Source organism: Sphingobacterium thalpophilum (assembly GCF_038396785.1).
In the GTDB taxonomy this organism is placed as follows: Bacteria; Bacteroidota; Bacteroidia; order Sphingobacteriales; family Sphingobacteriaceae; genus Sphingobacterium; species Sphingobacterium thalpophilum_A.
Genome location: NZ_CP151087.1, coordinates 341,523 through 368,183 on the forward strand (window position 1 = coordinate 341,523; position 26,661 = coordinate 368,183).

A 26,661-nucleotide genomic window follows, 5' to 3' on the forward strand; every position below is an offset into this window, starting at 1 on the left:
CAGAAGTAAATGGTTTGTCAATTAAATGAAACAGTTGCATTTAACTAAACTTGGTTAGAGAAATGGTTTTATGATACAAAATGATGTTCAATTGATACAATATTACCGGCAATTGAGCGATTAATTATTGAATTTTAGATATCTGTATACCAAATAGCTATTCAATTCAATGAACAAAATATACCTCTTAATTAGTGCCCTTTTTCTGTCTTTTGTACAGACGACAATCGCACAGCATACCACAGCAGTATCGATAGGAAAGGCGAATATTCCAATAGACGGGATTTTTCAGGCTGATCCAACCGTATTCTTTTACGGGGGATATTATTACCTGTACGGTACGAATGGAGATTCTGAAGAACAGCAGGGGTTTAAAGTGTATCAATCTACAGATTTGAAACATTGGAAGGTCCCGGCAGGCACAACTTCAGGTTTTGCTCTTTTAAAAGGAGATGCTTTTGGATCGACGGGATTTTGGGCGCCACAAGTATGGTTTGAAAAGGGTAAATTTTATATGGCTTATACAGCAGATGAGCATATAGCAATTGCAGTTAGTGATAGCCCTGTAGGTCCTTTTAAGCAAACTTCCAAAGCACCACTTGAAGTCGGGCAAAAGCAGATAGATCCATTTGTATTCAGCGATCGCAATGGGAGGAAATACCTGTTTCATGTCAGATTAACGCAAGGAAATAGAATTTTTGTCGCCGAATTAAAGTCCGATTATTCGGGAATAAAAGGAGAGACGCTAAAAGAATGTGTCCATGCGGAATTACCCTGGGAAAATACAGCAAATGCAGAGTGGACGGTTACCGAAGGTCCTACTGTTATCCAGCAAGGCCAGTATTATTATATGTTTTATTCGGCAAATGATTTTCGAAATAAAGACTATGCTGTCGGCGTGGCAATCGCGGATAATGTCTATGGGCCTTGGAAAAAACTGGAAGGTCAGCCGGCATTAAGCCGAAAAAATAGCGGTTTTGCCGGAACTGGACATGGCGACGTTTTCAAAAAAGGAAAGCAATGGAATTATGTCTTTCACACACACTTTTCAGATGAAAAAGTGGCACCTCGGAGAACCGCTATCATACCGTTTAATTTTGCATCAACTGGTGATGGTATTACGGTTCCTCGGTTTGATACCGCAAAGTTTCGCTTCCTGGCTACAGATCAGGGATTGACCCAGAATGGAAAATCCTATCAAACGGATGTAGCCTTTGGCGATCCCTTTATTGTATTTGATCCGCCTACCGATCGATATTATTTATATGGCACAGGTGGAACTGAAAACGGCTTTATTGCTTATAGTTCCAAAGATCTGAAAACATGGACGAAGGAAAGGAAAGTATATGATGCCAACCAGCCTAATGGCTGGGGAGAAAAAGATTTTTGGGCGCCTGAAGTTTACCGGGTCAATAACAAATACTATATGTATTATAGCGCCCATTGGAAAGATAATCCAAAACAACATATTGAAAACTATCGCATCGGGGTAGCTGTGGCGGATAGTCCCTTAGGGCCATTCAAAGACCTTACTGGAAAACCTATTTTTGATCCGGGATATCCAATTATTGATGCGAACGTTTTTAGAGATACCGACAATAGGAATTATCTGTTTTATTCGCGTTGTTGCTACGAGCATCCGGTGGAGTCGGAGGTTGCGGATTGGGCGAAGCAGAAGTATGGCTATAGCAGGATCGAAGAGAGCTGGGTGTATGGTGTTGAATTGGACAGCAGTATGACTAAAACGATCGGGGACCCAGTCCTTTTAATGCGACCTCCAGTTTCGATGAATGACGCACAGGCTGAATGGGAGAGTAGGTCAGTCACTTCGGGTGAGATAAATAGACGATGGACAGAAGGTTCTTTTCTAATGAAAAAAAACGGACAATATTATATGATGTATTCCGCCAACTATTTTGCTGGAGCCAATTATGCGGTAGGCTATGGAACGGCAACTGCCCCATTGGGAAGCTATGAAAAGTCACCTGCTAACCCAATCATTGAAAAAAATACCCATAGCGGGAGAGTAATTTCGGGTACCGGACACAATAGCCTATTTAGCGATAGAGAAGGAAAGCTCCGCTGTGTGTATCACGGACGTACTATAAAAACGGGTGATAAACGCATCGTTTTTATCAGCGACGTTTTTTTTAATGAAAATGGCCAATTGCATATCGTTACAGATTGACCCACGGGTCAATCTGTCTTTTTGGGTATTGCCGGATTTTCGACATTTTCATCCCAAGCAGCGGACGAGGCCGATCTAGCATTTGTTCCGTCGCTTGTTTGTGTCTTTTTATGGGCATAATTGACATTTTCTTCTTCTTCAGGATCGGTTTCATCCACGTCCGGTTCAGGACGCTCAATTGGATCAGTATCATTGGGATCCGGAATAGTATGTTGCCCGAATAATCCTTTACGATACCATATGTTACTAAAGTAATAGGCAATAATCAAACCTCGTTTTACTACTGCATGTTGCAATATCTCTTCCATGTTTTCGATTTCGTTTAAGTGGTACAACCCTCTTTATTCGCGTTGTATTCTCTCGAATAATGAACAATATCAGCAAGGAAATAGTTTGCGAGATTTCAGGATGCTGCATCAGGTTAATTGAGCAACATTTGTTCGGGAAATGGCTTAACAATTGGAAAGTAAAGATGAACTGTTGTACCCAAACCGACTTCCGATTCAATTTTTATATTTCCTCCCAACCGCTCCATGATGCGCTTTACGAGTGAAAGACCAATGCCCGTACCTGGTATGGAGCCCACGTTATCCGCCCTTGTAAACATTTCGTATATGTGCGGTAGGTGTTCACTGGGTATGCCAATTCCATTATCCTTGATTTGATAATGGGTATAATCATCTTCATGCGAACTATCTATGGATACCACAGGGCTGTCCGACTGGGCTGAATATTTTATAGCGTTGATAATTAAATTGGAAAAAATTTGATAAGCGGCACTTTTCTCGCCCCAAATAGGCAATAATGTACCAAAAGTGGGCCGACAATTATTGACGTTATATAGAATACTGTTTTCTTGGAATATACGCTGAATGGTGTAGGCCATTGGAAGTGGCTCTTTGTCTAAAATGCTGGATCGGTGTTGACTTAATTGTACCATATTGTTGATAATATCCTCAATGTTGGTGACACTTCGGCTGAAATTCTGATACCATTTATTGATTTTTTTAAAATCGATATTGTCGGGGTGTTGCTGAAGAAATTGTATACCCATTTTTAAGATGGACAGCGGGTTTTTCAAATCGTGGGAAAGCGTATGGGTAAACATTTCCAATTCATTGTTTAAGCTGAGAAGTTCGTCATTGAGGAGCTGGCGTTCTTTCAATTTCGCAAAGATGGATTCTTTGATGATTTGATTTAAGCGAAGTACAAAGTTAATTTCAGCATCATTCCATGGCTTGGCAACATCATAACGCGTATCTTCCCAGATTTTGAGCTGCTTTTTACCATCCTGTTCTTCTTTTAACTCCAATTGCATGACCTGACTGCTATATTCTCTTCTAAACCAAACGATGTAATAATCGTTCTCCAAGCCTACCTTTAAATACATTAGACCGGCAAAACCAAGCTTTTCTTTAAAGTTTTCTTGATGATTTAGACGAAAGTTGTAGTCTTTAAAGAGGGCTTTGTCGGTATGTTTCTGCAGGAATTGAATGAGTTCATAAAACTGTGCTTTAGGAGGAGACTGCCCATAGTTAAAAACGTCGCCTTGATTGAAAATTGCCAAACCATCTGCATCCACAAGCTGAGTTAGAATGTCCATATGTTGTATCAAGGCACAATTTACCATCTTATTTTCAGAGAGACTTTTCTTTAATTCTTCTTCTGCAAGCTTAAGAAGTTCTGTTCTTTCCAAAAGATTCTGTTTAATATGACTTTCATATTTGTTGGTTGCCGCCTGGATGGCAAATGTGCATAGTTTTCGTTGTTGTAGGTCGACTACACGCTTTTCGTCATGCTGCGCAACCACAAGTCCCCAAAAATCATCATCAATACAGATTCGAAAAAAAAGGGCACTTTGAACATTTATTTCTTTTAAAAAAAGCTGATGGAGTTCAGGCAGAGGAGATAATAAGCTCGAAAGGGGATCGATGGCCTCATCTTTATAATAGAATTCTTGTCCCTGATCGTCCATGTTGGGAGCGTATCTATACGAATAACTACGATAGTAAGACAAAACTTCCTCGGGCATAAAATCTTTGGAGAATTCCTTGCCCTTGAAAGAAGACCGTCCATTTGCCGTATGCTCAGCAATCACCGAACTATACCCCGTTTCTTGAATTTGCAAAACGAAAACACGATCATAATTCAATATCTTGTTGATGGCCGAACAAACGCGATTCCAGTTATTTGGCTGAATGGTATCCAACAAAAAATTGAGCTCGTTAATTTTTTTAGCGGCAATATATTTTTTATGTTGTTGTTCCCATTCAATGTAAAGATATTCATCATGTCTACGTAATTTTACATAAACACGGTCGTTTTTAATTTTAATGGGTAAAATGTGGCGCGACTGTCCGTTTTCAAGAAGTTCCATCACAGCATTCCTCACTTTTAACAAAGCTTCGCCGAAGATATGGCCAAAGCTATGAAAAAAATGAGTTCCTAATAGAGCTTCACTGGTATAATGTTCATTTACGACAGACTCCGTTACTCCGACGATCGTAAAGTGCCGATCTAAAATGACCAGTTTGCCAAAAGATTGAAGCTTAATAGCGGTTTGATTGCTCGATTGGATTGTATGATTCATAGTACCCCAAAACTCCTAATGTATACATAAATGTACGAAAAAAAATTACGACAACATAGATCGAATCTTTAATATTAGAACGTTGGAAAGTAGATAAAATTGCTTTATTGGCTTCTTTTTACTTTGGAATTAAAAATAGTACCATTTTCTCACATGTAACATACTATAAATGGGCATTAAATTCTTTGGCAACAGCATTCGCCATTCCTTTAATTAATGATTTCCACTGCGGATAGGAGGCTCCTATTTTCGCCGCCAAACCGACGAGATAGTTCCGAACATTATCGCTAAAATTTTCATTGTCAACGTTTATGATCTCGTTTCTGCCAGCATATTGAAACAATATACTGTTTCTACGCTGTTCGATCAGGAAAGTTGACGATGAAATTCCTTCGAAAAAATGAGCTGTATTTTTATCGCCGGGATGGCTTGGATCGGGACAAGGCTTTAAGGTTAGGGCAAAAACTTTATAATCATCGGTTTTGTCTAGCGTGAGGTTAACGACATGCACCCAGTCATAACCACCGCTACTTGGAAGTCCCGGCCCGGGGATATCCAGTCTGATATAATCATGTAATTCGAGTAAGCGATCTATCGGTGTACCATAACCGCCTGTCAATTGAAATGTGGTAGCGGGTAATTGGGCTAACGTGTACCAATGGTTGACCTTTCTCAGGTTCTCTACGCCCAATTCAAATGCTAAGTTAGCGATATCTTCACTTGCAAATTCAAGTGATTCAAAACAATCAAGTCTTTTCCCTTCTTTTTGTTCCGGTATGATATTTTTCATCGTTTTTCCATTTATGTTTAAAATACTGGATTTCTTATTCCTGCTTTTAGCTTCCTTGAAGGTAGCTAAGCCACCTAGGTTTTTATGTCGGTGCGTCTTAACCCAAGCTCGCTTTTAGTTTGGCAAGGAGATCGTCTGCTTTTGTATGCTCAACTTTCATTTTTCGGATGGTTGGGCGTTTTCCCTTGTCTTTTTGCTTGATAATTTTTAGGAGCTCGTCCATGTATTCATTTTTATATTTACTAATATCAAAGGACTTACTGTGCTGCTCAATCAGCTGTGTCGCCATGTCCATTTCCACCTTTTGAATTTTTATTGTAGTGGGCAATTTAAGGTCGTCCAAGCCCCTAATCTCCTGCTGATAGCGAATTTTATTCAATACCAATGCATTACGATAGGGTTTTATAAGGGCTAGATGTTCGACATTTCGCATCACAAATGCTCCTAAACCCGCCATTTTTGTTTTTTCTAAAGCTTTGACAAGCAGCTGATAAGCTTTCTCACCGCCCTTCTGTGGTTCGAGGTAATAAGGTGTTTCAAAATAAATACTGTCAACATCCATCAGTTTTACAAATGCATGCAGATTGATAAGTTTTGATTTCTCCGGACTTGCATCTTCAAAATCGGCGTCTTCCAAAACTACATAGTGGTCTTTCATAAAGTATCCTTTAACAATATTGTCCCACTTTACTTCTTTACCAGTCTGTTCATTTACCCGTTTGAATTTAATATTGGATAAATCTTTACGATCAAGCATGTCCAAATCGAGACTTGCATTTTCAGTTGCACTATATAATTTTATGGGAATATTAACTAAGCCAAAACCAATAGCCCCTGTCCAAATTGCACGCATATGTTGTCCATTTATTGCTAATACGATAACCTTCGCTATGGAGGAATGGTTTGAAATTTAATAAAATAGCTGGCAAACTATTCCTAAAGGAATCGGTTATATACTGTAAAGCTGCTATTATTATCATGGATTTAAAGTCAAATGAGCCATTTTGGTTGGTGAAGAATGGTCTCTTAAATACCTATCCTTCCTTACAAAAAGATATAAGCTGTGATGTACTTATTGTAGGAGGGGGGATCACCGGAGCCTTGATTGCGCATCAATGTATGGCCGATGGAAAGAAATGTGTTCTTATAGATAAGCGGGAAATTGTGAATGGGAGTTCGGCGGCAACAACTTCCATGTTACAATATGAGATTGATATTCCCTTATATAGATTAAAGGAATTAATCGGCATTCAGGGGGCAATTGCGAGCTACCGAGCCTGTGGAGAAGCGATTGATAAATTAGGTAGACTTGCCAAGAAAATCCGATCGAAAGCTGGTTTTAGAAGCAAACAGTCACTCTACTATGCGGCAAAGAAAAAGGATATAGCTTGGCTAAAGGTGGAGTTCGAAGCAAGGCAAGAAGCTGGCTTCGACGTCAAGTGGCTGACGGAGCGGGATATCAGGGAACGTTATGCAATGTGCGGTGCTTATGGGGGTATACTTTCGGATCTAGGGGCAAGCATTGACGCCTTTTGTTTCACACACGAACTATTGGCATATAATGTTAACCGAGGGTTATCTATTTTTGACAAAACAGCGTTGGAAAAAGTGTTTTATAAGTCTGGTTATAATTCAGCGATTACTTCAACAGGGGCTAAAATCAAAGCGGAAAAGATTATCTATTGTACAGGATACGAAACAACAAATCTCATTTCCGAAAAATTTGTTGACCTGCTAAGCACATTTGCTATTGTATCGGAAGCTGATAAAGAACATAATCAGCTATATCGCGACCTTCTCATCTGGAATACGGCCACGCCCTATTTGTATATGCGAACAACAGACGACGATAGGTTTCTGATTGGAGGAGAAGATGAGACCTTTAGAGATCCCATCAAGCGAGATGAGCTCATTGCAAAGAAGTCTCATAAGTTAGCGCAGTCATTTAATAAAATTTTTGTCGATAAAACCTTCCGCACTGATTTTACTTGGGCAGGTACATTTGGGACGACCAAAGATGGATTACCTTATATCGGAGAACATAGAAAGTTCAAAAATTCATATTTTGTATGTGGCTTCGGCGGAAATGGTATAACCTTTTCTGTTGCAGCAATGGAGATGGTTGCGAGTTGGCTTCATAAGCTAAACCATCCATTGGAAGAATGGTTTAGATTTGGCCGGTAATTTCCTGCTTAGCCATGTTTACGTAAAAATCGGAATACTCTCTCTTCAAGCTTCGCTAGTGGTAATTTATCTTTTATAAAGGGGAACTTTGCTTCCATAAATACCTGTTGTATGGCCGGATGGATATAATAAGTCTGCGAAACAGACTTCGTATTACCAAGTTGCTCTGCAACCTTCTTGATGACGCTATTTAATTGTCTTTTCCGTGCACTGAGTGATTCCGCCTGTTTTGTTTGCGCAAGCTGATAAAAGGCTTCACGACTGGCGCCCCAAATGCGAATACTCTTGCAACTGATCTCACCCGTACAATTCTTCCGCAGATACTGATTAAATGCGGAACCACAGAAAGTGCTTTCGCAACTTGCACTATCCATTTGGAATATCCTTTTGCCTTTCATTTTTAGTAATTCTTCCAAAAGTTTAGCTTGTTGTTTGTTGGTCCAGGATTTCTGCTGGAAAACCCCCTTTTTACCTTTATAGGCTAGCGATATCCGATTGCCTTCAATGCTGACGTGTCTTTTTTCCAAAGTACTCAGCCCATACGATTTATTTGTCAGTGTATAACGCTTATTGCCAATACGAATCAATGTACTGTCCATTATTTTAAAAGCAACTGCACAAAGTTTATCCATGTCCCAAAATTCGTGTTTGAGGCGTTTGGAACTGATGTTTCTCAACTCTTGTAAGTATTTACCCATATAGAGGATATTGCTAAACTTTGCAGCTTGCCGTTGGCCGACAAATTTGGAATGATAGATATATTGTTTGCGTCCTTTTTGGTCGAAGCCAAAAGCCTGTAAATCGCTTTTTGAGCTTTTAGCAATCCAAACATCTGTCCAATTTGGTGGAATAACGAGTTTTGCGATCCGCTCTAAAACCTTTTTATCGGACACTTCCTTTTCCGAAGCGTCGAAATATTTAAAAGACTTACCTACTTTTCTTCTTGTATACCCCGTTCTTGCTTTCATAGTGCATTTTCCCTTGTAAAATATGTTGATAATAGGTTAAGACGTTGTGGCCTTGTCTCGTAACGTTTTAATATATTCGTGAGCTTCGAGCTGTATACCAAGTTGTTTTTCGATGAGCAGGAGCAGATCATGGCTGATTTCCCAGTCTTCATGGTCAACAACATCCTTATAGGTATGTGTAAAGGCATCTTCACCTTGCTCACAGCTGCATAGTAAACTCCTTTCATCATTTCCTGAAATGGCGGATTTTATCTCCATCCAAATTCTGAATAGCTTGCCACTGATCATCGTTCCTCCGATTGAGTCGTCTTCCCGCGGAGCTAGGTAGGGTTTTAATTCTTCAATAAATACCTCGGATTGGTTCATAAACTCAATAAAGGTGTTATTTAAATGTTCAAGATGGAGGCGCGTGGCTATTTCTACAGCTTTTTGATAACCTGCAATCCGATCGTTGTTGATCTGTATAAGGTCGCTGGTTAATGTACGATCATTTACCGTATTGTTTTCCATTTAATGTCGGCTTTGTGAATTTCTATTTTTCACTTAAGAACGCCTCAAGTAGCCCTGCAGTTTTGTGAAAGAACTGGATAGGTATAATTTCATCCATGAAGGCGATTTTATACTGCGTACCATCAGTAGATTGTTGCACGATAGCTGGAGCGAAACGCAAAAAAAAACGGCTGCTTTAAATTGCTAAAGCAGCCGTTGGACGGTAATTGCTATCTTTATTTTTTATTAAAAGAAGTTTTTTTACCTTTTTCCGTATCGACCTTAATCTGTTTCTTGTCTACTGATTCCGAAACTTCTGGTTGAACAATGGTTTTGCTATTTCCTTTTCCTATCGGACCGCCGCAGATAATTAGCGCAATGACCATAGCTTGCTGATTATTTATTTTAACTCTTGATTTCATATGTTTACCATTTAACGAATTGTTGTGATGTCGGTTAGCTGCTTCTAGATAGATAACCCTAGAACCACCTTTTTGTTTTTTATTTGAGCCTGTAAATTTTAAGTTGCTTTTGAAGTTTCTTTCTTGTCATGTGGATCCGGGTTTTTATAGTGCCTTCGGGCATGTCAAAATAAGAGGCTATCTCATGATACTTGTATCCTTCGAGAAATAATTGAAACACTTGATAATTTTCTTCAGATAAACTGCACATCGCTTTTTCAATATCATCCGCGATGAATTTATTGTCACTTTTATTTGTTTCTATTGTGTTGGTACTTTCGAGACCGATGTAGGTTTCGTGGATATCATTCGTACGCTTCGCTTTGCGGTATTGATTGATGTATACATTTTTCATAATAACGTAAAGCCAAGACATTAACTTGGGGTGACGGATAAAATCATCGATCGATTTTAATGCGCGGATAAGTGTTTCTTGAATCAAATCCTCTTTTTCATCAGGATCATTGGTGAATTTTCCCGCGAAATGTTTCAAAAGACTTCTTTTTTCTTCGACTAACAAATTTAAATTGGAATTGTTCATAGTACCTTTTGTTAAATTGATTGATGTGTATTCGATAAACAGAGGTACAATTAAAGTGCTAGTTTTGCGATTTAGAGGTCATCCAAACCTTGTTTAAACAGGTATATGGGAAAAATACGTAATGCTGCGTATCGTTGATTTTGTAGTAGAAACACTACAAAAAAGCAGGATTAAACGTGTCGCAATAAAATTTACTGCCATGAATAGTTTTTTTTAATTGGGTATTTGTTCCTAAAAAAAATGTCTTTATTACGGGTATTACCTGTTTTAATGATTTATGCCAGTGTCCATTTTTTCAAGCAAGTTTTAAATTTCTTGTTTTTATCAGCTTTTATCACTTGCGTCCTAAACGTTTAAAAAATGGCGGTGTTTTGATATAGCGAGATCGCTATATTTAAATCACAAAATTATAACACACCGCCATGATAAATTTAAATGTTTTTAGTCAGATTTTATCTCTTATCGACCGCGAATTATTCAAAGATTTGGTTTCAAAGCACAAAAGTGACAAACATCAGAAAGGGATCAACAGCTGGACGCATCTAGTCAGTATGCTTTTCTGTCATTTTTCCTCGGCAGATTCGGTCCGTGATATTAGTAACGGTCTACGCAGTACCACTGGTAATCTGAACCACTTAGGTGTAGTAAGAGCTCCAAGTAAGTCTAATATATCCTATATCAACACACACCGTACCCATGAACTTTTCAAAGATCTTTATTTCTCTGTTTTGGAAAGGCTTTGGCAAAAGGATACGCATTTTCGCAAAGATCTTGTTCAGCTAAAGCGTAAAGTATATCTGATGGATGCAAGCATCATCCCCTTATGTCTATCTGTATTTGACTGGGCAAAGTTTCGCAGCACCAAAGGTGCCGTAAAGCTGCACACTGTCTTGGATTATGATGGCTGCCTACCTGTTTTTATGCAGATTACCGATGGAAAAGTACATGAGAGCCAGCGAGCCGGTAGTTACAGTTTTTCCAAGGGAAGCGTGGTGGTAGTGGACCGTGGCTACGTGGATTACAGCTGGCTTGGGGATTTGGACAGCAGGGGGTGTTACTTCGTTACCAGGAGTAAAGTTAATATGAAGTACAAGGTTATCAAGTCCTATCAGAGTGAAGCACTCATGGAAAAGGGGATCCTTAAGGATGAGCTCATTGAGCTATCCGGTGCTGCCTGCAATAAATACAACGGCAAGCCGCTACGCCTAGTCCACTTTTGGGACAGCACCACTGGCAATGAGTACCACTTTTTGACCAATAATACGAAGTGGAAGGCTTCTTTGGTGGCAAACATCTATAAACAACGCTGGCATATCGAAGTCTTCTTCAAGCATCTAAAGCAGCGCTTAAAAGTATCGACATTCATAGGGACTTCTGAAAATGCAGTGATGATCCAGATCTGGACTTCACTCATTGGCATATTACTGTTAAAATACTTACAAAAAAAGGCCAAATATGACTGGAACCTGTCCAATCTGGTCGCATTCATCAGAATGAATATCTTCGTGAAAATAAACATCTGGCAATGGATAGATGATCCCTTTTTCAGGCCGCCTATAAAAGGAAAAAAGGGACAGCTAAAGATCTTCGCAGATTGAAAAATAGGGGTCAATATCGAAATGATGAAAAAAGCTATGCTTGTACCACAGAAATCGAATCCTAAAATTTATTTAGGACAGATGTGAGCTTTTATTGAACTAATAAGCTTTGAATGTGGTTCTTATCGAAAAAGATTAACGCAAAATAAAATAGACTATGAAAAAGAGCAAAAGATTCACCTTAACTTTAGGAACATTATTATGTTGTGCTGCACTATCCTTTTCGTGCCAAAACTCGACCAAAAATCAAACTGAAGGAAGCGGTCAGTCAGACAACATTGCACCTACTGATGCCGACGAAACCCGCTATAATTTAAGCGAACAGCAAAAAATGACCATGCAGAAAGATACGAGTTTAGCAGACACACTTAGGAAAGACAGTATCAATAATAGTAAATCAAAACCGTAACCATTTCGTCGACCTATCAATATATCTGATAAAAAAACTCCCTTAATTAAGGGAGTTTTTTTGCTCTTTCTTTTGATCCGGATCAGCATCATAAATATTTTCTTCCGAATGATCCGGTTGCTCTTTATGTTGATCCTCTTCCGTATTAATCTTTTCTTTATTACTACGATCGCGTTGTTCTTCTTCACTTGGATCTGGCCCCTCTGCATTTTCAGGATAGTATAGGTCAGGAGTTACGTCTTCTTGTGAAGGGACTTGAGGCTGCTGACGTACAGAAGTGCCATCGTCGGTACTTGGATCGTTGTCTAAAGGGTCTATTTCGTTTATGTACATGGAGTTTCTCCAATATGAATGTGAAATAGAATCACCAAATTGAATTGCTGTATTCATCATCTTTTTAATAGAGAACAGTAATTAAAACTGAATGGTTGTTTTTTTTTATTAAAGGTGATACCTATATTTTAATGATAAATTTAAAACTTTTCATTTATTGACCTTGTTATTAAATTAAAGTAATTTAGAACATACATATATATGAAAAAATCGACACTTCTTTTATTAATAACAGCAGGTATTGGGTATCAGGCCCATGCGCAGAAAATTGAGACCACGCCACAGATGTCATCGGAGGTAGGCATCGAACCTATAAAGCAAGGAAACTGGATGGTCGGTGGATCGATCGGTAATCTAGGCTACAGCTTTGAAGCAAAATCGTTTAACATTGCACTTCAACCGAGAGCGGGCTATTTTGTTTCGGATGGTTTGGCCATCGGAGCGCAAGCCAACTTAGGTTTGGCCACAGTAAAGGATGCTGATAATGAATGGACATATGGGGTTGCACCTTTTGTACGCTATTACTTCCCCAATGCAGGTTCAACTACAGGGAGATTCTTTGGGCAGGGAGACATCGGGATTTCGGGTAGCTCGAAAGGGAAAGATGTTGCGCTGGCCGTAGGAGCGAATGTGGGTTATGCACATTTTATTACCAGGACAGTGGCTTTGGAAGCCACCTTCGGTTATAACTACAGTAAAGCCAATATCAATACGGGTAGTGGAGCGAGTGGATTGGGGGTAGGTTTGGGTTTTCAGATCTATCTGCCTGGCAAAAGATAGATTAATCTCGTACAGACTTAATAAAAGCATGTTTTCAAACCATAATGGTGAAAACATGCTTTTTTTATATAACGTGTTTATACTTGATACTGTGTATAAAAGACGCATTTTTGCTGGAATCAGCAAATGATGCAAACATTTAGACAATTACTGATGTTCCCTTTTTAAGAAAGGAGCAAATTACGATGACTGGAACAAAAAATATAGGGTTGGTACTAAAAGATAAAATGGGGAAATGGTCTTCTTATGATATACCATTGCTTAAGGAATGTCATCTAAATAATAAACTGGTCAAAAGCAACGAGCAGGAAGGTATTTTTGTGGTGGGAAGCTTGGCAACAGGATTATATATTTTCTCATTGTATAAGAACCGTTTTATAGATTTAATGGGTAAACAAATTGGGGTGGAAGAAATCTGTGAGCATTTTGATCGATACAAACAGACCTTAATATAAGCACCGATAGCGCTTTCGAATGCTCAAACCGAAGGTGTTAACCTGACTTTTTAACACCTTCATGTTTGTTTTATGTTAATGAAAAATTGGTTTATCCAATTTTATCGCTAGGCGGTAAACAGCATTCATCAATCCAACGTGACTATAGGCTTGAGGGAAATTACCCCATTGGCTACCGTTATCTTCCGTAACATCTTCGCTGAACAGACCTAAGTGATTGCTGTAGGTCAGCAAACGTTCGAGAATCTCTTTCGCTTCTTCCACACGCCCTACGCAGGCCAAGGCTTCTACATACCAAAATGCACAGACCAAGAACGTGGATTTGGGGCGGCCAAAATCATCTTGATGCTTATACCGATAAAAAAGTCCATTTTCGCCTTTTAATTCTTTTTCCAGCATCTCGAGGTGATGACGTGCACGGTCCGATTTTGGGTCAAGATAATCCATAACAATAAGCTGTAAGGTGCTTGCATCTAAATTTCGGCTGTCTAATGCGTTTTGATAGACTTTTCGCTCCTCGTCATAACAAGCTTCAATGTAAGCTTCTGCCTTTTTTAGGAGAACATTCGCGCGATCCTCCATATCCTGATAACCATTTTGGCGTGCAATTAATAGGGCAGCTTTGCATCCAACCCATTGGAAAAGATTCGAATAGCAGTGATGGTTGGCAAAGTTCCGGAACTCCCAAATGCCGGCATCTTTTTCCTCGATTGTGGCTTCTATTTTTTCCAGAATAAAATTCACCCAGCCTAAGACATTTTTGTTTTCATGGATTTTAAAACGCTGATCAGTGAAAAGAGGCAACAATGCAATCATAGCCTGACCATAGACGTCATTTTGGATATGTTCAAACGCCTGGTTCCCGATTCGCACTGGACCGCTTTCCTGATATCCTTTTAGATAGGGTAAAATATGTTCCGTAAGCTCGGAATTGCCGAGAATACCGTACAATGGTTGAAGCCTTCCCGGATTACGATGTGTGATGCCGGCAATATAGTTTGCAAAGCTTTCCATTTCTTCAAATTGACCGATATGCGTCAGTGCCGTTAGCACATAGTAGCTATCCCGTACCCAGCAATAGCGGTAGTCCCAGTTTCTGCCAGAACCAGGGTACTCGGGCAAGCTTGTTGTCGAAGCTGCTATAATTGCTCCTGTGTCCTCATATTGATGGAGCTTTAGCACCAAAGCGGATCGAATAACTTCTGTTTGATAGATGTTGGGAATACTACATCTTTTAATCCATCGCTGCCAATAGCTAATTGTCTTATGGAGGAAATCTTCGCAGGTACCTGCGATAGCTGATTCGAAAGCAGCATCATAGGTCAATACAAGGTATTTATTCTCACTGATGATGGTCCAGCTCTCCTCTTGAAAGAAATGAGAAATGGGCAGATCCGTAGTAAGGCGAATTCGTTCCCCGATCTGGTCGTTACTATACAGGATATGATTGCTTCCACGGGTTGGTTTAAGTGCCAATCGGCCATAGTCGCCAGTAGGATGACACCTAACGTTTACACTGGGGACCCCATATAAAGGTTCGATCTTCCGGACCAACATCAAAGGTTTAAAATATCGTCCGAATTGTTCAAATCGAGGGGCAAAATCCGTAACGCGATAGGCATAGGACGCTGTATGGATTTCCGTGCAGAGCACGTTGGAGTTTTTGATGTAGTATTGCTTGGTTTCGACAATAGGTTCCTCTGAGCTGATCTCAAAGCGCCCGCCTTGCTGTTTGTCGAGCATACTGCCAAATACAAAGCTATCTTCGAAAGAGGGCCAGCACAGCCAAGATATATTGGTATCCATACCGACATGCGCAATATAGGAACAATTGCCAATGATTCCAGATTGATAGGTATGTCTTTTTTCCATTGTATTTTCGTTCATTATTTTATGATAAGTTGATTCAAAAATTGAAGAACATCTTCTTGTTCATCCAGATAATATTTTGCCGCAGACTTATTGCTACCAACTTTAATACTTATCGTCGATTGAGGAAGATAACGGAATAGGTCTTCATCGGTAATGTCGTCGCCAATGGCCAACATAAAATCTGCTTTTATATGACCTGCAATTTCCAATGCTGCTTTACCTTTGTTAACTTCCGTATTTTTAACCTCAATGACCGCATTTCCGTCAAGTAACTGTAAGCCATAATCATTCAGCATCGGGTTTAAAATCTCTTTTAATTCAGTGGCTTTAAGTTCGCCCAAGCCTAATTCTACTTTTCTATAATGCCAGGCCAACGAATAAGGCTTGACTTCAATAAATGCGCCTGGAGTTTGGTCGGCCAATTTTTCCATCAATTTTTTTACTTCGGGCATCCAATGAAGTGCCAGTCCTTTTTTATATGACCAGTTGAAATTTGGGAAATTTGACCAAATGCCATGTTCGGCAACCAAATAGTAAGACCGACCGTCAAACCAAGACGATAGGCTCTCTTGTGATCGGCCGCTTATGATGACCAATGTATTGAGTGGATCAGAAATGATATTATCCAAAAGGTTATACAACAGGGTCGTCGGACTCGCTTTCTGGGCATGATTCTGGAATTTGACCAAGGTACCGTCATAGTCCAGAAAAAAGAGTCTATTGCTACTTTTGCTGTACCTTTCTGAAATACTATTCAATACCTTATCCGAGATTCGTCTTGCCCATTCGTCACGTTGTATGGCTTTGGTCTCAGCCAAACGATTGGTAAAAAGCTGCACCCAATGCTGCACATTAAACTTCTGTATAATCTGAATATTGGCATCGGTACGTTCCTGAATTTCTTCGGGCGGCATTTTAAGCGCTTGGTAAATACTGTCTGCCGTTTCCGTACGGTTATAGGGGTTAATAATCAAGGCATCAACAAGTTCCTTGGAGGCGCCTGCAAACTCACTTAAAATCAATACGCCCTTTGACAAAGTCTTACTGGCGATGTATTCTTTACTTACAAGATTCATCCCATCTCGCGTAGATGTAATCATACAGATATCGGATGCAACATATAATCCAACCAGTTCTTCGAATGGAAGCGATTTATAAAAATATAATACTGGCGTCCAGCTTAGATTGCCATAAATGGAATTGATTTCACTCACCTTCCGGTTAATCTCATCTTTCAGTTTTTTGTATTGCGATACCTTATCCCTGGAGGGCACGATAAGCATATATAACACAACTTTTGTATGCCATTCGGGGTATTTTTCAAGGAAAGTGAGGAATGCACGTAATCGCTCTAATATCCCTTTGCTATAATCGAGCCTATCTACAGCTATAATAATCTTTTGATCGGGAAAATGGCTCCGGAATTGGCTTGCAATGGCCTGGATTTTAGGCTGACTGCTGACTTCGACGAATTTATCAAAATCAATACCCATCGGAAAGGATTCTATAAATATATGACGGTCTTTGTACTTGAGCTGGTTATGTCCAGATGATACATGCAGTATTTTTTTGCAGGCATTTAGAAAGTTCTGACTATCGGCGAAAGTATGAAATCCGATAAGATCTGCTCCCAGTAAACCTTCAACCAATTCTTTACGTTGCGGAATGTTCATAAAGAGTTCCTCCGAAGGAAAAGGGATATGGTGAAAATAACCGATGTTGAGCTCTTGGTTCTCTGAACGCAGCAGTTGAGGGAGCAGCATAAGCTGATAATCATGGACCCAAATAAAATCGGATGGCTCATCGATAGAAAGCGCAGCCTCGCAGAATTTCTTATTTACCATGACATAGGTAGACCAATATTCGCGGTCAAAATGGATGTAGCTCGGCTGATAATGGCAAATAGGCCAGAGGACCTCATTGGAATAACCTTCGTAGAAATTGCGTATTTCATCTTTGGATAAGAAAACAGGAAGCAAGTTCATCGGTTTGAGAAGCTCGACAATCTTTTCTTTTTCCTCTTCATCTTTGGGAACAATTCCCGGCCAGCCAACCCAAAGTATTTCATCCGTATCAAAGGCGGAATTTAAACCGGTTGCCAGTCCGCCCGCACTCGGCTTGATGATTAATTTTTCTTTTTTTCGCTCTATTTGTATCGGCAGTCTATTTGAAATTATTATTTTCTTCTTTTTCTTCATAAGAATATTAGATCGATTTATTTGCAGTGTGGAAGAGTTATATTGAAATAACGATGGGCTTGTAATCCACTTATCTGAACAACCTCGGGAGAGAATAGTTTGAATAAATTCAAATTAGAAAGACAATAGGGAAGCTGTTGAAGAAAGAACGCGGTAATTTGCAAAAAAAAAGACCTCTATTTCTACAGGTCTTTTTTTTTGCTATTTCATTAGATTACGATATACTGACCGCAGCAGCTTTTTCGTTATCCAGCTTTTTCATGAATTGATCGAGAATATCACCTAATCTCCCTGAAATTTCTCCTAAAATACTTTCCCAATCTTTAACTGTGCCATCACAATTGTCTGAAACAATTTTAATACTATGAAAGGTGAGATTTTTTTGAAAACAGAAATTCGCTAGGGCATAAGATTCCATATCAAATGCCAAAGGATTAAAATGTTTGATATCCTGATAAAAAGCAGTATTTACATTGATAAAACGATCCGATGTCAAAAGTGCATCTTCGTAGCGAAATTCATCAAGAGATATGGATTCCAATACGCCTTGACCTTTAAAAAACAAGGTGTTTTCCAGGAAAAATCCATCCGTATAAGTATCCCCTTGTGCATAGTATGCCGGATAAAGGACATGGCCTATCGGATGCCTTGTACAACCTACCGTGCCAACATTGAGAAGAACAGGACTAATCCCTAATGCTTTGATGTCTTCGTAAAGCGTAGCTACGGACAGGAGCGCATTTACTTTACCTACACCAATTTCGTATACAAAAGTCGATTCACTTGTCGAATTAAAAGATAGCTCATTTTTATTTGCTACCAAGATAATCGTTTCAATATCTTTATTCAGGATCATTTAATTTTCTTCGATATATGGATACTCAAATTCCAATTCTTCGGCAGTAATTAGATTTAAGAAGTTAACACAAGCCTGTTTTGATGTGGGAAAATCCATGAATGTGTAATTTCCGCAGCTAATCGGGTTTTGGAAAGGTACTTCGTATCCTTCTGTAAGAACAGTCTCTAATACTTCTTTCATCAATTCCGCCACGTTCTGAGGAGTTTTCGCTGTTCCAGCCAATACAACATAAAATCCCGTGCAACAACCCATTGGCCCAACATAAATAACTTCATCACCTAAGATGGTTCTAATTTCTGTTGCAAAACAATGTTCTAAGGTATGCATGACCTCAGGTGATAGCATACGCTCCGGAGAATTCGGTCTGATCATGCGAATGTCGTAAGTTGTATAACTTTCAACATTGCTGTTATTGGTTGTAGAAGCTTTAGCGTAGATCCCTTGTTTTAACTTGGTATGATCTACCGTAAAACTATTTACTTTTGCTTTTTCTTTTGTGTACATCTTGTTCTGTTCAAAGCTATAACGCTTGTGACGTTATAGGGGTTAAAAGTTGAATATCAAAAATTTCTACAAAGATACTAGATTATTGTAGAAAAGGACGACAAAACTACTATTTTAACACTTCATAATGTTCGACTGTTGGAAATGGATCGTAGTAATGGTGTAAAAGTTTCTCCCATTCCTTAAATAATGCCGACTCCCTGAAACCAATAGTATGGTCTTCTAAAGTTTCCCATTCAACCAACAAAATGTACTGGTTATCTTTTTCAATACATTTACGTAAGGAATGCGTGATATAACCTTTACTCGCACTAATATACTGGCAAGCTGTTTTATAATCTCTTTCAAAATCGGACTGTTGCCCTTCAATAATTTGTAATACAGCTACTTCTAAAATCATAATTCGTTTTTTAAATAAAGTTTAGTAAATATATCAAACTTAGAGAATTTGTTTTTTATATGCAATGCAATAACAAGCTTATCCGAACAATTTATTTGACATTCTTTTGATGCAGGCTTAGCTATTATTGTTTATGTCGGCAGTATCAGGTCCAGCTCTGTTGGTTTGCGAAGCGATGATCTGAACAACTAATGGAATACCGGGATTACGATTTTGGGCATTCCAAACCAAGGAGAGGGTCGTTCGCTGCGGCAAAGTATCCAATTCAAGGAAAGTGACGTCAACATGGTATCCGTTCTTTAGAGATGAAGGAACTATTGCAACACCCAGTCCCTGAGCAACCATATTGAAAATAGTTAAAGCATTCACTGTGCGTAAAGTAACTTTGGGGATAAACTTATGATCACTAAAAATACTCATCACGAGATCATAATAAGAGTGGCTATAGTTTTTGGAAAATAAGATAAATGATTCATTTTTGAACGCATCAAGACTTGGTTGCGGCGACTTCAAAAGGGGATGATCGTTGGGTAAAACGAGGCTAAAATGCTCTCTATGTATAGGCAGGCTACATAACCCGGGGGGCGTTTCGGAAAGACGAACAAACCCTAAGTCCAGTTCTTTTTTCTCCAACAGATCCAGTTGGGTTTCATTCGCTAGTTCGTGAAGTAATAACTCGATATCAGGCTGCTGCTGTTTTAAGGTGACAAGCAATTGCGGTAAGATTGTTTGAACAGCCGACCCGATAAACCCCAGCTTTAAGGTGCTTATTTTACCGTTGGCAAAACTTTGAAGTTGAGTTTCAATCTGATCCAAGTGCCTAAATAGTTCTTTCACCTCCTGAAAGAGATACATCCCCGCTTCAGTCATTTGAACATTTCGTTTATTACGCTCAAAGAGTGTTACGCCATAGGATTCCTCCAGCTGCTTAATTTGCCTGCTCAAGCCTGGCTGCGCAATAAACAATTTTTCGGCAGCCCTTCTAAAATGCAGTTCTTCTGCCAATACTTTAAAATACAGTAAATGTCTTAGCTCTATTTGATAATTCATGGTTATCAATTGATGATAAAAATGGTATTTCTAATTATCAAATATAGCAAGTACATTTGAGTAAAGCAGTTATGATAATGGAAAAATTTTTATATGGCAGTGGGCAGCTAACATGCTCCACCGCTTTAGCGGTAGCAAAAGGAACGGTTACCGGGGAAATTTCCCCCGAAGTCAAGGATAAGATCGAGCAAAGCGCCAGTTATGTCAGGAAAATAGTTGAGCGCGGTGAGGTTGTCTATGGGATCAATACTGGTTTTGGTCCATTGTGTACCACACTTATTGATGCAAGTCAAACGCAGCTGTTACAAGAAAATATTCTCAAAAGCCATGCTGTGGGTATGGGAGAACCTATAGCCAACGATTTGGCCAAATTGATGCTTATTCTTAAAGTTCACACGCTTTCTAAAGGATTTTCAGGAGTTCAGTATACGACGATTGAGCGGATTATTTGGCATATTGAAAATCATGTCATTCCTGTGGTTCCCAAACAAGGTTCTGTCGGCGCATCGGGTGATTTGGCCCCATTGTCACATTTATTTTTACCATTGATTGGTTTAGGAAAAGTTAACGTAGAAGGGGAGATTGTGGAGACAGCTGCCGTTTTGGAAAAACACGGTATGGCACCGGTTCAGCTGGGCGCAAAAGAAGGGCTGGCTTTAATCAATGGAACTCAATTTATGGCTGCACATGGTGTGATGGCTGTTGCCGAGTTAAATCGTGTACTTCAGAACGCTGACATTATTGCTACCTTAATGATTGAAGGCTTAAATGGTTCAATAAAACCATTTTTTACAGAATTACATCAATTACGCCCGCACCCAGGAAACCGCTATGTCGCTGCAAGCATTTTTAACATGCTTCATGGCTCGGCCATTTTGGAAAGCCACAAAGACTGTTCTCGTGTACAAGATCCCTACTCGCTGCGTTGTATCCCTCAGGTCCATGGAGCATCACGCAACGCTTGGTTTCATTTGAAGGATACCATAGAAATCGAAATAAATGCAGTGACCGATAATCCTGTGATCATTAATGATGAACTAACCATTAGTGGCGGTAGCTTTCACGGACAGTCAATTGCTTTGCCTTTGGATTATGCCACACTGGCCGCATCGGAAATTGGCAATATTTCGGACCGAAGGGTCTATTTGTCTTTAGAAGGTCAAACCAACGGAGTCCCAAAATTGTTAATGAAGTCAACCGGTCTCAATTCAGGATTTATGATCTTACAATATAGCACTGCCGCGATTGCAAGTGAGAATAAAGGACTTTGTTTTCCTGCAAGTGCAGATAGTATTCCTACCTCTTTAGGCCAGGAAGATCATGTCAGTATGGGATCTATTGCCGGCCGAAAATTACTGCAGGTCATTGACAATGTCGATAAAATACTAAGTATTGAACTGTTATGTGCGGCACAGGCCAAGGATTACCATCAGCCATTAAAATCGACTGCAGCATTGGAAGCTATCCATGCAAGAATTCGCCAGTCTATTCCGCATATTGAATCCGATCAACCTATGGAAGAGCTGCTGACTGAGGCACAAAGGCTCGTAAAATCAGGCGAACTGATCACATTGCATCGTCAATATGCTACAGGTGAGATTGAAGCGGATTTGAAACAAAGGTTTGAAATGTTTTAAACGAAGAATGATGGAAAAAGAGCTGAAATTAGTTGGACCTTTTAGGCAGGTATTAACGATGTCAAATATGCCCGTTAATGGGGCGCTCCACGATAAACAATTGGCTATTATTAAAGAAGGAGGTATTTTAATAGCAGGTAACAATATATTGGAAGTGGGGGATTTTGAGCAACTACAACTGCAATGGGGAAAGGAGGCGGCACTTGTACTTGTAGAAGGAGATCAGGTTGCTCTGCCAGGCTTTATTGATTGCCATACACATATTGCTTTTGCCGGTAATCGAGCGAATGATTTCGCCCTTCGAAATGCAGGCTCAAGCTACCTGGAGATTGCAGCGGCAGGAGGTGGGATCTGGAGCACCGTTTCCCATACGCGGGATTGTAACTTAGAAGAATTGATTGATCACACTATCCAGCGCGCAAATTTTCTATTAAGGCAAGGAATCACAACAATTGAAGTTAAAAGTGGTTACGGCCTCAATGTTAAAGAAGAACTTAAGATATTACGGGGCATTCAGAAATCGGATCGTCGTACAGCATCAGACCTTATTCCAACTTGTTTGGCTGCACATATGCTCCCACGGGACTTCGACGGATCCGCAAAAGATTATCTTCATCTGATCACAACAGATCTTTTTCCCCTATTGAAATCAGAAGGGCTGTCGAATCGGATTGACGCATTTATCGAAAAAACGGCTTTTCAGGGGGAAGACATTGTGGCCTATTTACGAAAAGCAAAAGAAATGGGTTTTGATCTGACTATTCATGCCGATCAATTTACCACTTCGGGAAGTCAGATTGCTGTAGAACTCGGAGCTCAATCTGCGGATCATCTTGAAGCATCAACTGCGGCTGAAATAGAATTTATCGCACACTCAGCTACTGTTGCTGTAGCGCTGCCTGCAGCCTCTATCGGCCTTGGATGTGGTTTTACACCTGCTAGAAAGTTGCTGGATGCAGGTGCATGTTTGGCAATAGGAAGTGACTGGAATCCAGGGTCCGCGCCCATGGGACAGTTACTGACGAGTGCGAGTATTTTGGCAACAGCAGAAAAGTTGACGAATGCGGAGTTGCTTTCGGCACTAACCTACCGTGCTGCAAAAGCCTTAAACCTGTCGGATCGCGGCGTGTTGACCAAGGGCATGAAAGCAGATTTTAGTTTATTTAAAACAGATAATTATCAGGATATTACTTACTACCAAGGAAGCTTGCAGCCTACAGCAGTATGGAAAAATGGTCAGGAAGTATTCTCAATATAACAACATGGAAGATACATTTAAGAGTGAGGTTGCGGAAGGTATTCCGACCGTATTACCTCCAAAAGTAGAACGAGATCATACAATAAGTCATGCCCCCAGACGAAAGGATATTCTCACCAAGTCGGAAGAGAAGCTGGCCCTACGGAATGCATTGCGTTATTTTCCAAAACAATGGCATACGGTTTTAGCACCTGAATTTTTAGAGGAGCTTCGTAGTTTTGGGCGAATCTACATGTACCGCTTTAGACCCCAATATGCAATGCACGCTCGACCGATAGATGATTATCCAGCAGTGAGTAAGCAGGCGGCAGCTATTATGTTGATGATTCAGAACAACCTCGATCCAGCTTTAGCACAACATCCTCATGAACTGATTACCTATGGTGGGAATGGAGCTGTTTTCCAAAATTGGGCTCAATATCGCCTCACCATGCAGTATCTTTCGCAGATGACAGATGAGCAAACTTTACATCTTTACAGTGGTCATCCAATGGGGCTTTTCCCTTCCGCACAACATGCACCTCGTGTTGTTGTAACCAATGGCATGATGATTCCAAACTATTCGAAACCGGATGACTGGGAACGTTTTAACGCCTTAGGCGTTACACAATATGGGCAGATGACTGCAGGTTCCTATATGTATATTGGTCCACAGGGTATTGTGCATGGCACCACAATTACTGTCATGAACGCTTTTCGAAAACATTTAGCAGTAGACGATACCATTCAAGGCAAGGTGTTTTTGACTTCTGGTTTGGGAGGTATGAGTGGCGCACAGCCCAAAGCAGGTAATATTGCCGGCTGTATCACCGTATGCGCTGAAATAAATCCCGCTGCGGCAAAAAAGCGGCATGAACAGGGTTGGGTAGACCGATTGATAGAAAATATCAATGAACTCGTTGAACAGGTACAGTTGGCGATGGATCAAAAGGAAACAATTTCCTTCGCCTATATCGGTAATATTGTCGAAGTGTGGGAAGCCTTTGATCGCGAAAATATCCACATCACGGTAGGATCTGATCAGACATCATTACATAATCCTTGGTCTGGGGGCTATTATCCAATAGGGCTGACCTTTGCAGCATCCAATGCGTTGTTAGCGACCGATCCTGACCGGTTTAAGCGATGTGTACAAGAAAGCTTGATACGACATGTCGATGCCATCAATAAGCATGTAGCCAAAGGAACCTATTTCTTTGATTACGGTAACGCGTTTCTGTTGGAGAGCAGTCGTGCCGGTGCAGCGGTTTGGAATGATAAAAAGGATCAATTCCGCTACCCATCTTATGTACAGGATATTCTTGGTCCAATGTGTTTTGACTATGGTTTTGGACCCTTTCGCTGGGTTTGTACGTCTGGAAAGGCTTCGGATCTTGAAAAATCAGACGAAATAGCCATGACAGTTTTAGAAAAGCTCCGAAAAGAAGCCCCTGTGGAGATTCAGCAGCAGATGCAAGATAATATTCAATGGATTAAAGAAGCTGGTAAAAATAGACTTGTAGTAGGCTCTCAGGCGCGTATTCTTTATGCAGATTCCAATGGACGTATTGCCATAGCCAAGGCTTTTAATGAAGCCGTAAAAAGTGGCTTATTTGAAGCACCTATTGTTTTGGGAAGAGACCATCATGATGTGAGCGGTACCGATTCACCTTATCGGGAGACCAGTAATATCTACGACGGCAGTCAATTTACAGCAGATATGGCTATTCATAACGTCATTGGCGACAGTTTCCGGGGGGCCACTTGGGTATCTATTCACAATGGCGGCGGAGTCGGCTGGGGTGAAGTCATCAACGGTGGCTTCGGTCTACTGCTAGATGGCTCTGCAGAAGCAGCTTTTAAATTGGAAAAGATGCTGTATTTTGATGTGAACAATGGGATTGCCAGGCGCGCCTGGGCTAGAAATAAGGAAGCTAATCAGGCGCTAGATCGTGCAATGGAGAGAAATTCCACATTGCAGGTTACGCGCGCGCAACTTGTAGATGAAGATATTATCGAACAATTATTTGATCTGAGCGAATGAACTTATTGTTGAATAATCCGGAAATATATAACGAAGGAGACCAAGCGGTCTGGAAGGGGCGTATCGATGGTCAGGATCGTGAATGGATGCGTTGGCATCAATTAATGGATTGTGTCGATCTTCTCGATCAGCCCGATTTAAGGCAGTCCATTGCTTTTCTCGGATTCTGTAGCGACGAGGGTGTTGGACGCAATCAAGGTCGTGTAGGGGCCAAAGATGGACCGACAGCACTCCGGAATGTATTAACAAACCTTCCTGTCCATTTTTCTGATAAACTAAAACTTAAAGATTGTGGTGATATACTTTTAAAAGACAGTGATTTAGAGTTGTCCCAGCAGGGGCTTGGGGCTGCTTTAAATTGTATTCTCGAACAAGAAGGATTTCCAGTCATCTTAGGTGGTGGCCATGAAGTAGCTTATGGCCATTATTTGGGTGTTAAAGAATTTCTAAAGAGTCGTAATCAAAGTCTTGGCATTATTAATTTGGATGCCCATTTAGACATCCGTCCATTGCAGGATGGCAAAGGAAATTCTGGAACGGGCTTCTTTCAAATCGAGCAGGATCAGTCTAAAGCTGATTTGCCATTTCATTACTTAGCGATTGGTATTCAGGAGATTAGTAACACCAAGGGGTTGCTGGACTATGCCAAAGAGAAGGATGTGCAGATTATTGAAAGAGAGAGTTTGATCATTGAAAAGCTTAATTTAATTAGGGAAAAAATTGTTCGTTTCTCCAAATCGGTGGATTATGTGTATTTGACGGTTGATCTTGATGCTTTCGCAGGAGCCTATGCGCCGGGAGTAAGTGCCTTGGCATTTAACGGTATTGTCCCGGATCAGCTATTTTTTACAATTTATGATATCCTTTTAGATCTACCCAATATAAGATCTGTCGATTTTGCCGAATTAAACCCTTATTTTGACATAGATTCCAGAACAGCCAAATTGGCAGCTGATCTGATATTTAAGTTGACAAACAAAATAGCAACAAAAATTGATTAAGAAATATACTGTAAAGTATATTGTTGTTGATAAAAAAAGGTTAGGTTTTCTTTGAAAAAAGCCTAACCTTCTT

Annotated in this window: 25 protein-coding genes; 10 read left to right on the forward strand and 15 right to left on the reverse strand. The window is 40.1% G+C overall.

The window, feature by feature from the left end:
• The first annotated feature begins 169 nt into the window (after window positions 1-169).
• A complete protein-coding gene (locus tag AACH28_RS01590) occupies window positions 170-2,188 on the forward strand; it encodes a glycoside hydrolase family 43 protein (RefSeq protein WP_341832052.1) in 2,019 nt (672 codons plus the stop codon).
• An 8-nt stretch (window positions 2,189-2,196) separates the two neighbouring features.
• On the opposite strand, the gene AACH28_RS01595 is transcribed toward AACH28_RS01590, so the two are convergent.
• The 4 genes from AACH28_RS01595 to AACH28_RS01610 all read right to left on the reverse strand — a co-directional run bounded on the left by AACH28_RS01595 (window position 2,197) and on the right by AACH28_RS01610 (window position 6,421).
• Window positions 2,197-2,496, reverse strand: coding sequence for a hypothetical protein (locus AACH28_RS01595; protein WP_341832053.1), 300 nt, complete (start codon window positions 2,494-2,496; stop codon window positions 2,197-2,199).
• Between the two features lie 113 nt (window positions 2,497-2,609).
• Window positions 2,610-4,778, reverse strand: coding sequence for an ATP-binding protein (locus AACH28_RS01600; protein WP_341832054.1), 2,169 nt, complete (start codon window positions 4,776-4,778; stop codon window positions 2,610-2,612).
• 163 nt (window positions 4,779-4,941) lie between these two features.
• Window positions 4,942-5,568 (reverse strand): hypothetical protein, encoded by a 627-nt coding sequence (locus tag AACH28_RS01605; protein WP_070563921.1) that lies wholly within the window; start codon window positions 5,566-5,568, stop codon window positions 4,942-4,944.
• A 97-nt stretch (window positions 5,569-5,665) separates the two neighbouring features.
• Window positions 5,666-6,421, reverse strand: coding sequence for a Ku protein (locus AACH28_RS01610; protein ID WP_070563924.1), 756 nt, complete (start codon window positions 6,419-6,421; stop codon window positions 5,666-5,668).
• Window positions 6,422-6,546: 125 nt separating this feature from the next.
• Between AACH28_RS01610 and AACH28_RS01615 the strand changes: the two genes are divergently transcribed.
• Complete coding sequence (locus AACH28_RS01615) at window positions 6,547-7,752, forward strand: FAD-binding oxidoreductase (protein WP_070564496.1); 1,206 nt, start codon at window positions 6,547-6,549, stop codon at window positions 7,750-7,752.
• 8 nt (window positions 7,753-7,760) lie between these two features.
• On the opposite strand, the gene AACH28_RS01620 is transcribed toward AACH28_RS01615, so the two are convergent.
• The 4 genes from AACH28_RS01620 to AACH28_RS01635 form a co-directional block, all read right to left on the reverse strand.
• Entirely contained in the window at window positions 7,761-8,720 is a 960-nt protein-coding gene (locus AACH28_RS01620) for a hypothetical protein (protein ID WP_341832055.1), read from the reverse strand.
• A gap of 36 nt (window positions 8,721-8,756) precedes the next feature.
• Window positions 8,757-9,230, reverse strand: a complete 474-nt coding sequence (locus AACH28_RS01625) for a PA2169 family four-helix-bundle protein (RefSeq protein ID WP_341832056.1) — start codon at window positions 9,228-9,230, stop codon at window positions 8,757-8,759.
• A gap of 215 nt (window positions 9,231-9,445) precedes the next feature.
• The gene (locus AACH28_RS01630) at window positions 9,446-9,631 is read right to left on the reverse strand and encodes a hypothetical protein (protein ID WP_070563932.1); all 186 of its coding nucleotides are present in this window, start codon (window positions 9,629-9,631) and stop codon (window positions 9,446-9,448) included.
• A 79-nt stretch (window positions 9,632-9,710) separates the two neighbouring features.
• A complete protein-coding gene (locus tag AACH28_RS01635; RefSeq protein ID WP_070563934.1) occupies window positions 9,711-10,211 on the reverse strand; it encodes an RNA polymerase sigma factor in 501 nt (166 codons plus the stop codon).
• Between the two features lie 422 nt (window positions 10,212-10,633).
• On the opposite strand from AACH28_RS01635, the gene AACH28_RS01640 reads away from it, so the two are divergent.
• The gene (locus AACH28_RS01640; RefSeq protein ID WP_341832057.1) at window positions 10,634-11,809 is read left to right on the forward strand and encodes an IS4 family transposase; all 1,176 of its coding nucleotides are present in this window, start codon (window positions 10,634-10,636) and stop codon (window positions 11,807-11,809) included.
• Window positions 11,810-11,966: 157 nt separating this feature from the next.
• Window positions 11,967-12,218 (forward strand): hypothetical protein, encoded by a 252-nt coding sequence (locus tag AACH28_RS01645; protein WP_046673499.1) that lies wholly within the window; start codon window positions 11,967-11,969, stop codon window positions 12,216-12,218.
• A gap of 42 nt (window positions 12,219-12,260) precedes the next feature.
• Here the strand turns inward: AACH28_RS01645 and AACH28_RS01650 are convergent, their stop codons facing one another.
• The gene (locus tag AACH28_RS01650; protein WP_341832058.1) at window positions 12,261-12,611 is read right to left on the reverse strand and encodes a hypothetical protein; all 351 of its coding nucleotides are present in this window, start codon (window positions 12,609-12,611) and stop codon (window positions 12,261-12,263) included.
• Between the two features lie 141 nt (window positions 12,612-12,752).
• On the opposite strand from AACH28_RS01650, the gene AACH28_RS01655 reads away from it, so the two are divergent.
• Both AACH28_RS01655 and AACH28_RS01660 read left to right on the forward strand, forming a co-directional pair.
• A complete protein-coding gene (locus AACH28_RS01655; RefSeq protein WP_046673497.1) occupies window positions 12,753-13,331 on the forward strand; it encodes a hypothetical protein in 579 nt (192 codons plus the stop codon).
• 185 nt (window positions 13,332-13,516) lie between these two features.
• Entirely contained in the window at window positions 13,517-13,786 is a 270-nt protein-coding gene (locus tag AACH28_RS01660) for a hypothetical protein (RefSeq protein ID WP_046673496.1), read from the forward strand.
• 75 nt (window positions 13,787-13,861) lie between these two features.
• Here the strand turns inward: AACH28_RS01660 and AACH28_RS01665 are convergent, their stop codons facing one another.
• From AACH28_RS01665 to AACH28_RS01690, 6 genes are all read right to left on the reverse strand, one after another.
• A complete protein-coding gene (locus tag AACH28_RS01665; protein WP_070563945.1) occupies window positions 13,862-15,673 on the reverse strand; it encodes a glycoside hydrolase family 15 protein in 1,812 nt (603 codons plus the stop codon).
• Window positions 15,673-17,856 carry a bifunctional alpha,alpha-trehalose-phosphate synthase (UDP-forming)/trehalose-phosphatase gene (locus AACH28_RS01670; protein WP_341832059.1) on the reverse strand — a complete coding sequence of 728 codons (2,184 nt, stop codon included), beginning with the start codon at window positions 17,854-17,856 and terminating at the stop codon, window positions 15,673-15,675. Before AACH28_RS01670 ends, AACH28_RS01665 begins: the two co-directional genes overlap by 1 nt.
• A 214-nt stretch (window positions 17,857-18,070) precedes the next feature.
• Window positions 18,071-18,712, reverse strand: coding sequence for a hypothetical protein (locus AACH28_RS01675; protein ID WP_341832060.1), 642 nt, complete (start codon window positions 18,710-18,712; stop codon window positions 18,071-18,073).
• Complete coding sequence (locus AACH28_RS01680; RefSeq protein WP_075992695.1) at window positions 18,713-19,219, reverse strand: S-ribosylhomocysteine lyase; 507 nt, start codon at window positions 19,217-19,219, stop codon at window positions 18,713-18,715. It lies immediately after the preceding gene.
• Between the two features lie 109 nt (window positions 19,220-19,328).
• Window positions 19,329-19,619, reverse strand: a complete 291-nt coding sequence (locus AACH28_RS01685) for an antibiotic biosynthesis monooxygenase (RefSeq protein WP_088161631.1) — start codon at window positions 19,617-19,619, stop codon at window positions 19,329-19,331.
• Window positions 19,620-19,736: 117 nt separating this feature from the next.
• Window positions 19,737-20,669, reverse strand: a complete 933-nt coding sequence (locus AACH28_RS01690) for a LysR family transcriptional regulator (protein ID WP_341832061.1) — start codon at window positions 20,667-20,669, stop codon at window positions 19,737-19,739.
• Window positions 20,670-20,746: 77 nt separating this feature from the next.
• On the opposite strand from AACH28_RS01690, the gene hutH reads away from it, so the two are divergent.
• Genes hutH through hutG form a run of 4 tightly spaced genes read left to right on the forward strand, consistent with a single transcriptional unit; the run spans window position 20,747 to window position 26,588 of the window.
• Complete coding sequence (gene hutH, locus AACH28_RS01695; protein ID WP_341832062.1) at window positions 20,747-22,306, forward strand: histidine ammonia-lyase; 1,560 nt, start codon at window positions 20,747-20,749, stop codon at window positions 22,304-22,306.
• Between the two features lie 7 nt (window positions 22,307-22,313).
• Complete coding sequence (gene hutI / locus AACH28_RS01700) at window positions 22,314-23,564, forward strand: imidazolonepropionase (protein ID WP_341832063.1); 1,251 nt, start codon at window positions 22,314-22,316, stop codon at window positions 23,562-23,564.
• Window positions 23,565-23,568: 4 nt separating this feature from the next.
• The gene (locus AACH28_RS01705; RefSeq protein WP_341832064.1) at window positions 23,569-25,587 is read left to right on the forward strand and encodes a urocanate hydratase; all 2,019 of its coding nucleotides are present in this window, start codon (window positions 23,569-23,571) and stop codon (window positions 25,585-25,587) included.
• Window positions 25,584-26,588: a formimidoylglutamase gene (gene hutG, locus AACH28_RS01710; RefSeq protein WP_341832065.1), complete on the forward strand. Its 1,005-nt coding sequence runs from the start codon at window positions 25,584-25,586 to the stop codon at window positions 26,586-26,588. Before AACH28_RS01705 ends, hutG begins: the two co-directional genes overlap by 4 nt.
• The last annotated feature ends 73 nt before the right edge of the window (window positions 26,589-26,661 follow it).

Excerpts from the sequence above, each read along its gene's own strand:
- AACH28_RS01590 (WP_341832052.1), top strand. The coding sequence starts at position 170 with ATGAACAAAATATACCTCTTAATTAGTGCCCTTTTTCTGTCTTTTGTA.
- AACH28_RS01595 (WP_341832053.1), bottom strand. The coding sequence starts at position 2,496 with ATGGAAGAGATATTGCAACATGCAGTAGTAAAACGAGGTTTGATTATT.
- AACH28_RS01600 (WP_341832054.1), bottom strand. The coding sequence starts at position 4,778 with ATGAATCATACAATCCAATCGAGCAATCAAACCGCTATTAAGCTTCAA.
- AACH28_RS01605 (WP_070563921.1), bottom strand. The coding sequence starts at position 5,568 with ATGAAAAATATCATACCGGAACAAAAAGAAGGGAAAAGACTTGATTGT.
- AACH28_RS01610 (WP_070563924.1), bottom strand. The coding sequence starts at position 6,421 with ATGCGTGCAATTTGGACAGGGGCTATTGGTTTTGGCTTAGTTAATATT.
- AACH28_RS01615 (WP_070564496.1), top strand. The coding sequence starts at position 6,547 with ATGGATTTAAAGTCAAATGAGCCATTTTGGTTGGTGAAGAATGGTCTC.
- AACH28_RS01620 (WP_341832055.1), bottom strand. The coding sequence starts at position 8,720 with ATGAAAGCAAGAACGGGGTATACAAGAAGAAAAGTAGGTAAGTCTTTT.
- AACH28_RS01625 (WP_341832056.1), bottom strand. The coding sequence starts at position 9,230 with ATGGAAAACAATACGGTAAATGATCGTACATTAACCAGCGACCTTATA.
- AACH28_RS01630 (WP_070563932.1), bottom strand. The coding sequence starts at position 9,631 with ATGAAATCAAGAGTTAAAATAAATAATCAGCAAGCTATGGTCATTGCG.
- AACH28_RS01635 (WP_070563934.1), bottom strand. The coding sequence starts at position 10,211 with ATGAACAATTCCAATTTAAATTTGTTAGTCGAAGAAAAAAGAAGTCTT.
- AACH28_RS01640 (WP_341832057.1), top strand. The coding sequence starts at position 10,634 with ATGATAAATTTAAATGTTTTTAGTCAGATTTTATCTCTTATCGACCGC.
- AACH28_RS01645 (WP_046673499.1), top strand. The coding sequence starts at position 11,967 with ATGAAAAAGAGCAAAAGATTCACCTTAACTTTAGGAACATTATTATGT.
- AACH28_RS01650 (WP_341832058.1), bottom strand. The coding sequence starts at position 12,611 with ATGATGAATACAGCAATTCAATTTGGTGATTCTATTTCACATTCATAT.
- AACH28_RS01655 (WP_046673497.1), top strand. The coding sequence starts at position 12,753 with ATGAAAAAATCGACACTTCTTTTATTAATAACAGCAGGTATTGGGTAT.
- AACH28_RS01660 (WP_046673496.1), top strand. The coding sequence starts at position 13,517 with ATGACTGGAACAAAAAATATAGGGTTGGTACTAAAAGATAAAATGGGG.
- AACH28_RS01665 (WP_070563945.1), bottom strand. The coding sequence starts at position 15,673 with ATGAACGAAAATACAATGGAAAAAAGACATACCTATCAATCTGGAATC.
- AACH28_RS01670 (WP_341832059.1), bottom strand. The coding sequence starts at position 17,856 with ATGAAGAAAAAGAAGAAAATAATAATTTCAAATAGACTGCCGATACAA.
- AACH28_RS01675 (WP_341832060.1), bottom strand. The coding sequence starts at position 18,712 with ATGATCCTGAATAAAGATATTGAAACGATTATCTTGGTAGCAAATAAA.
- AACH28_RS01680 (WP_075992695.1), bottom strand. The coding sequence starts at position 19,219 with ATGTACACAAAAGAAAAAGCAAAAGTAAATAGTTTTACGGTAGATCAT.
- AACH28_RS01685 (WP_088161631.1), bottom strand. The coding sequence starts at position 19,619 with ATGATTTTAGAAGTAGCTGTATTACAAATTATTGAAGGGCAACAGTCC.
- AACH28_RS01690 (WP_341832061.1), bottom strand. The coding sequence starts at position 20,669 with ATGAATTATCAAATAGAGCTAAGACATTTACTGTATTTTAAAGTATTG.
- hutH (WP_341832062.1), top strand. The coding sequence starts at position 20,747 with ATGGAAAAATTTTTATATGGCAGTGGGCAGCTAACATGCTCCACCGCT.
- hutI (WP_341832063.1), top strand. The coding sequence starts at position 22,314 with ATGATGGAAAAAGAGCTGAAATTAGTTGGACCTTTTAGGCAGGTATTA.
- AACH28_RS01705 (WP_341832064.1), top strand. The coding sequence starts at position 23,569 with ATGGAAGATACATTTAAGAGTGAGGTTGCGGAAGGTATTCCGACCGTA.
- hutG (WP_341832065.1), top strand. The coding sequence starts at position 25,584 with ATGAACTTATTGTTGAATAATCCGGAAATATATAACGAAGGAGACCAA.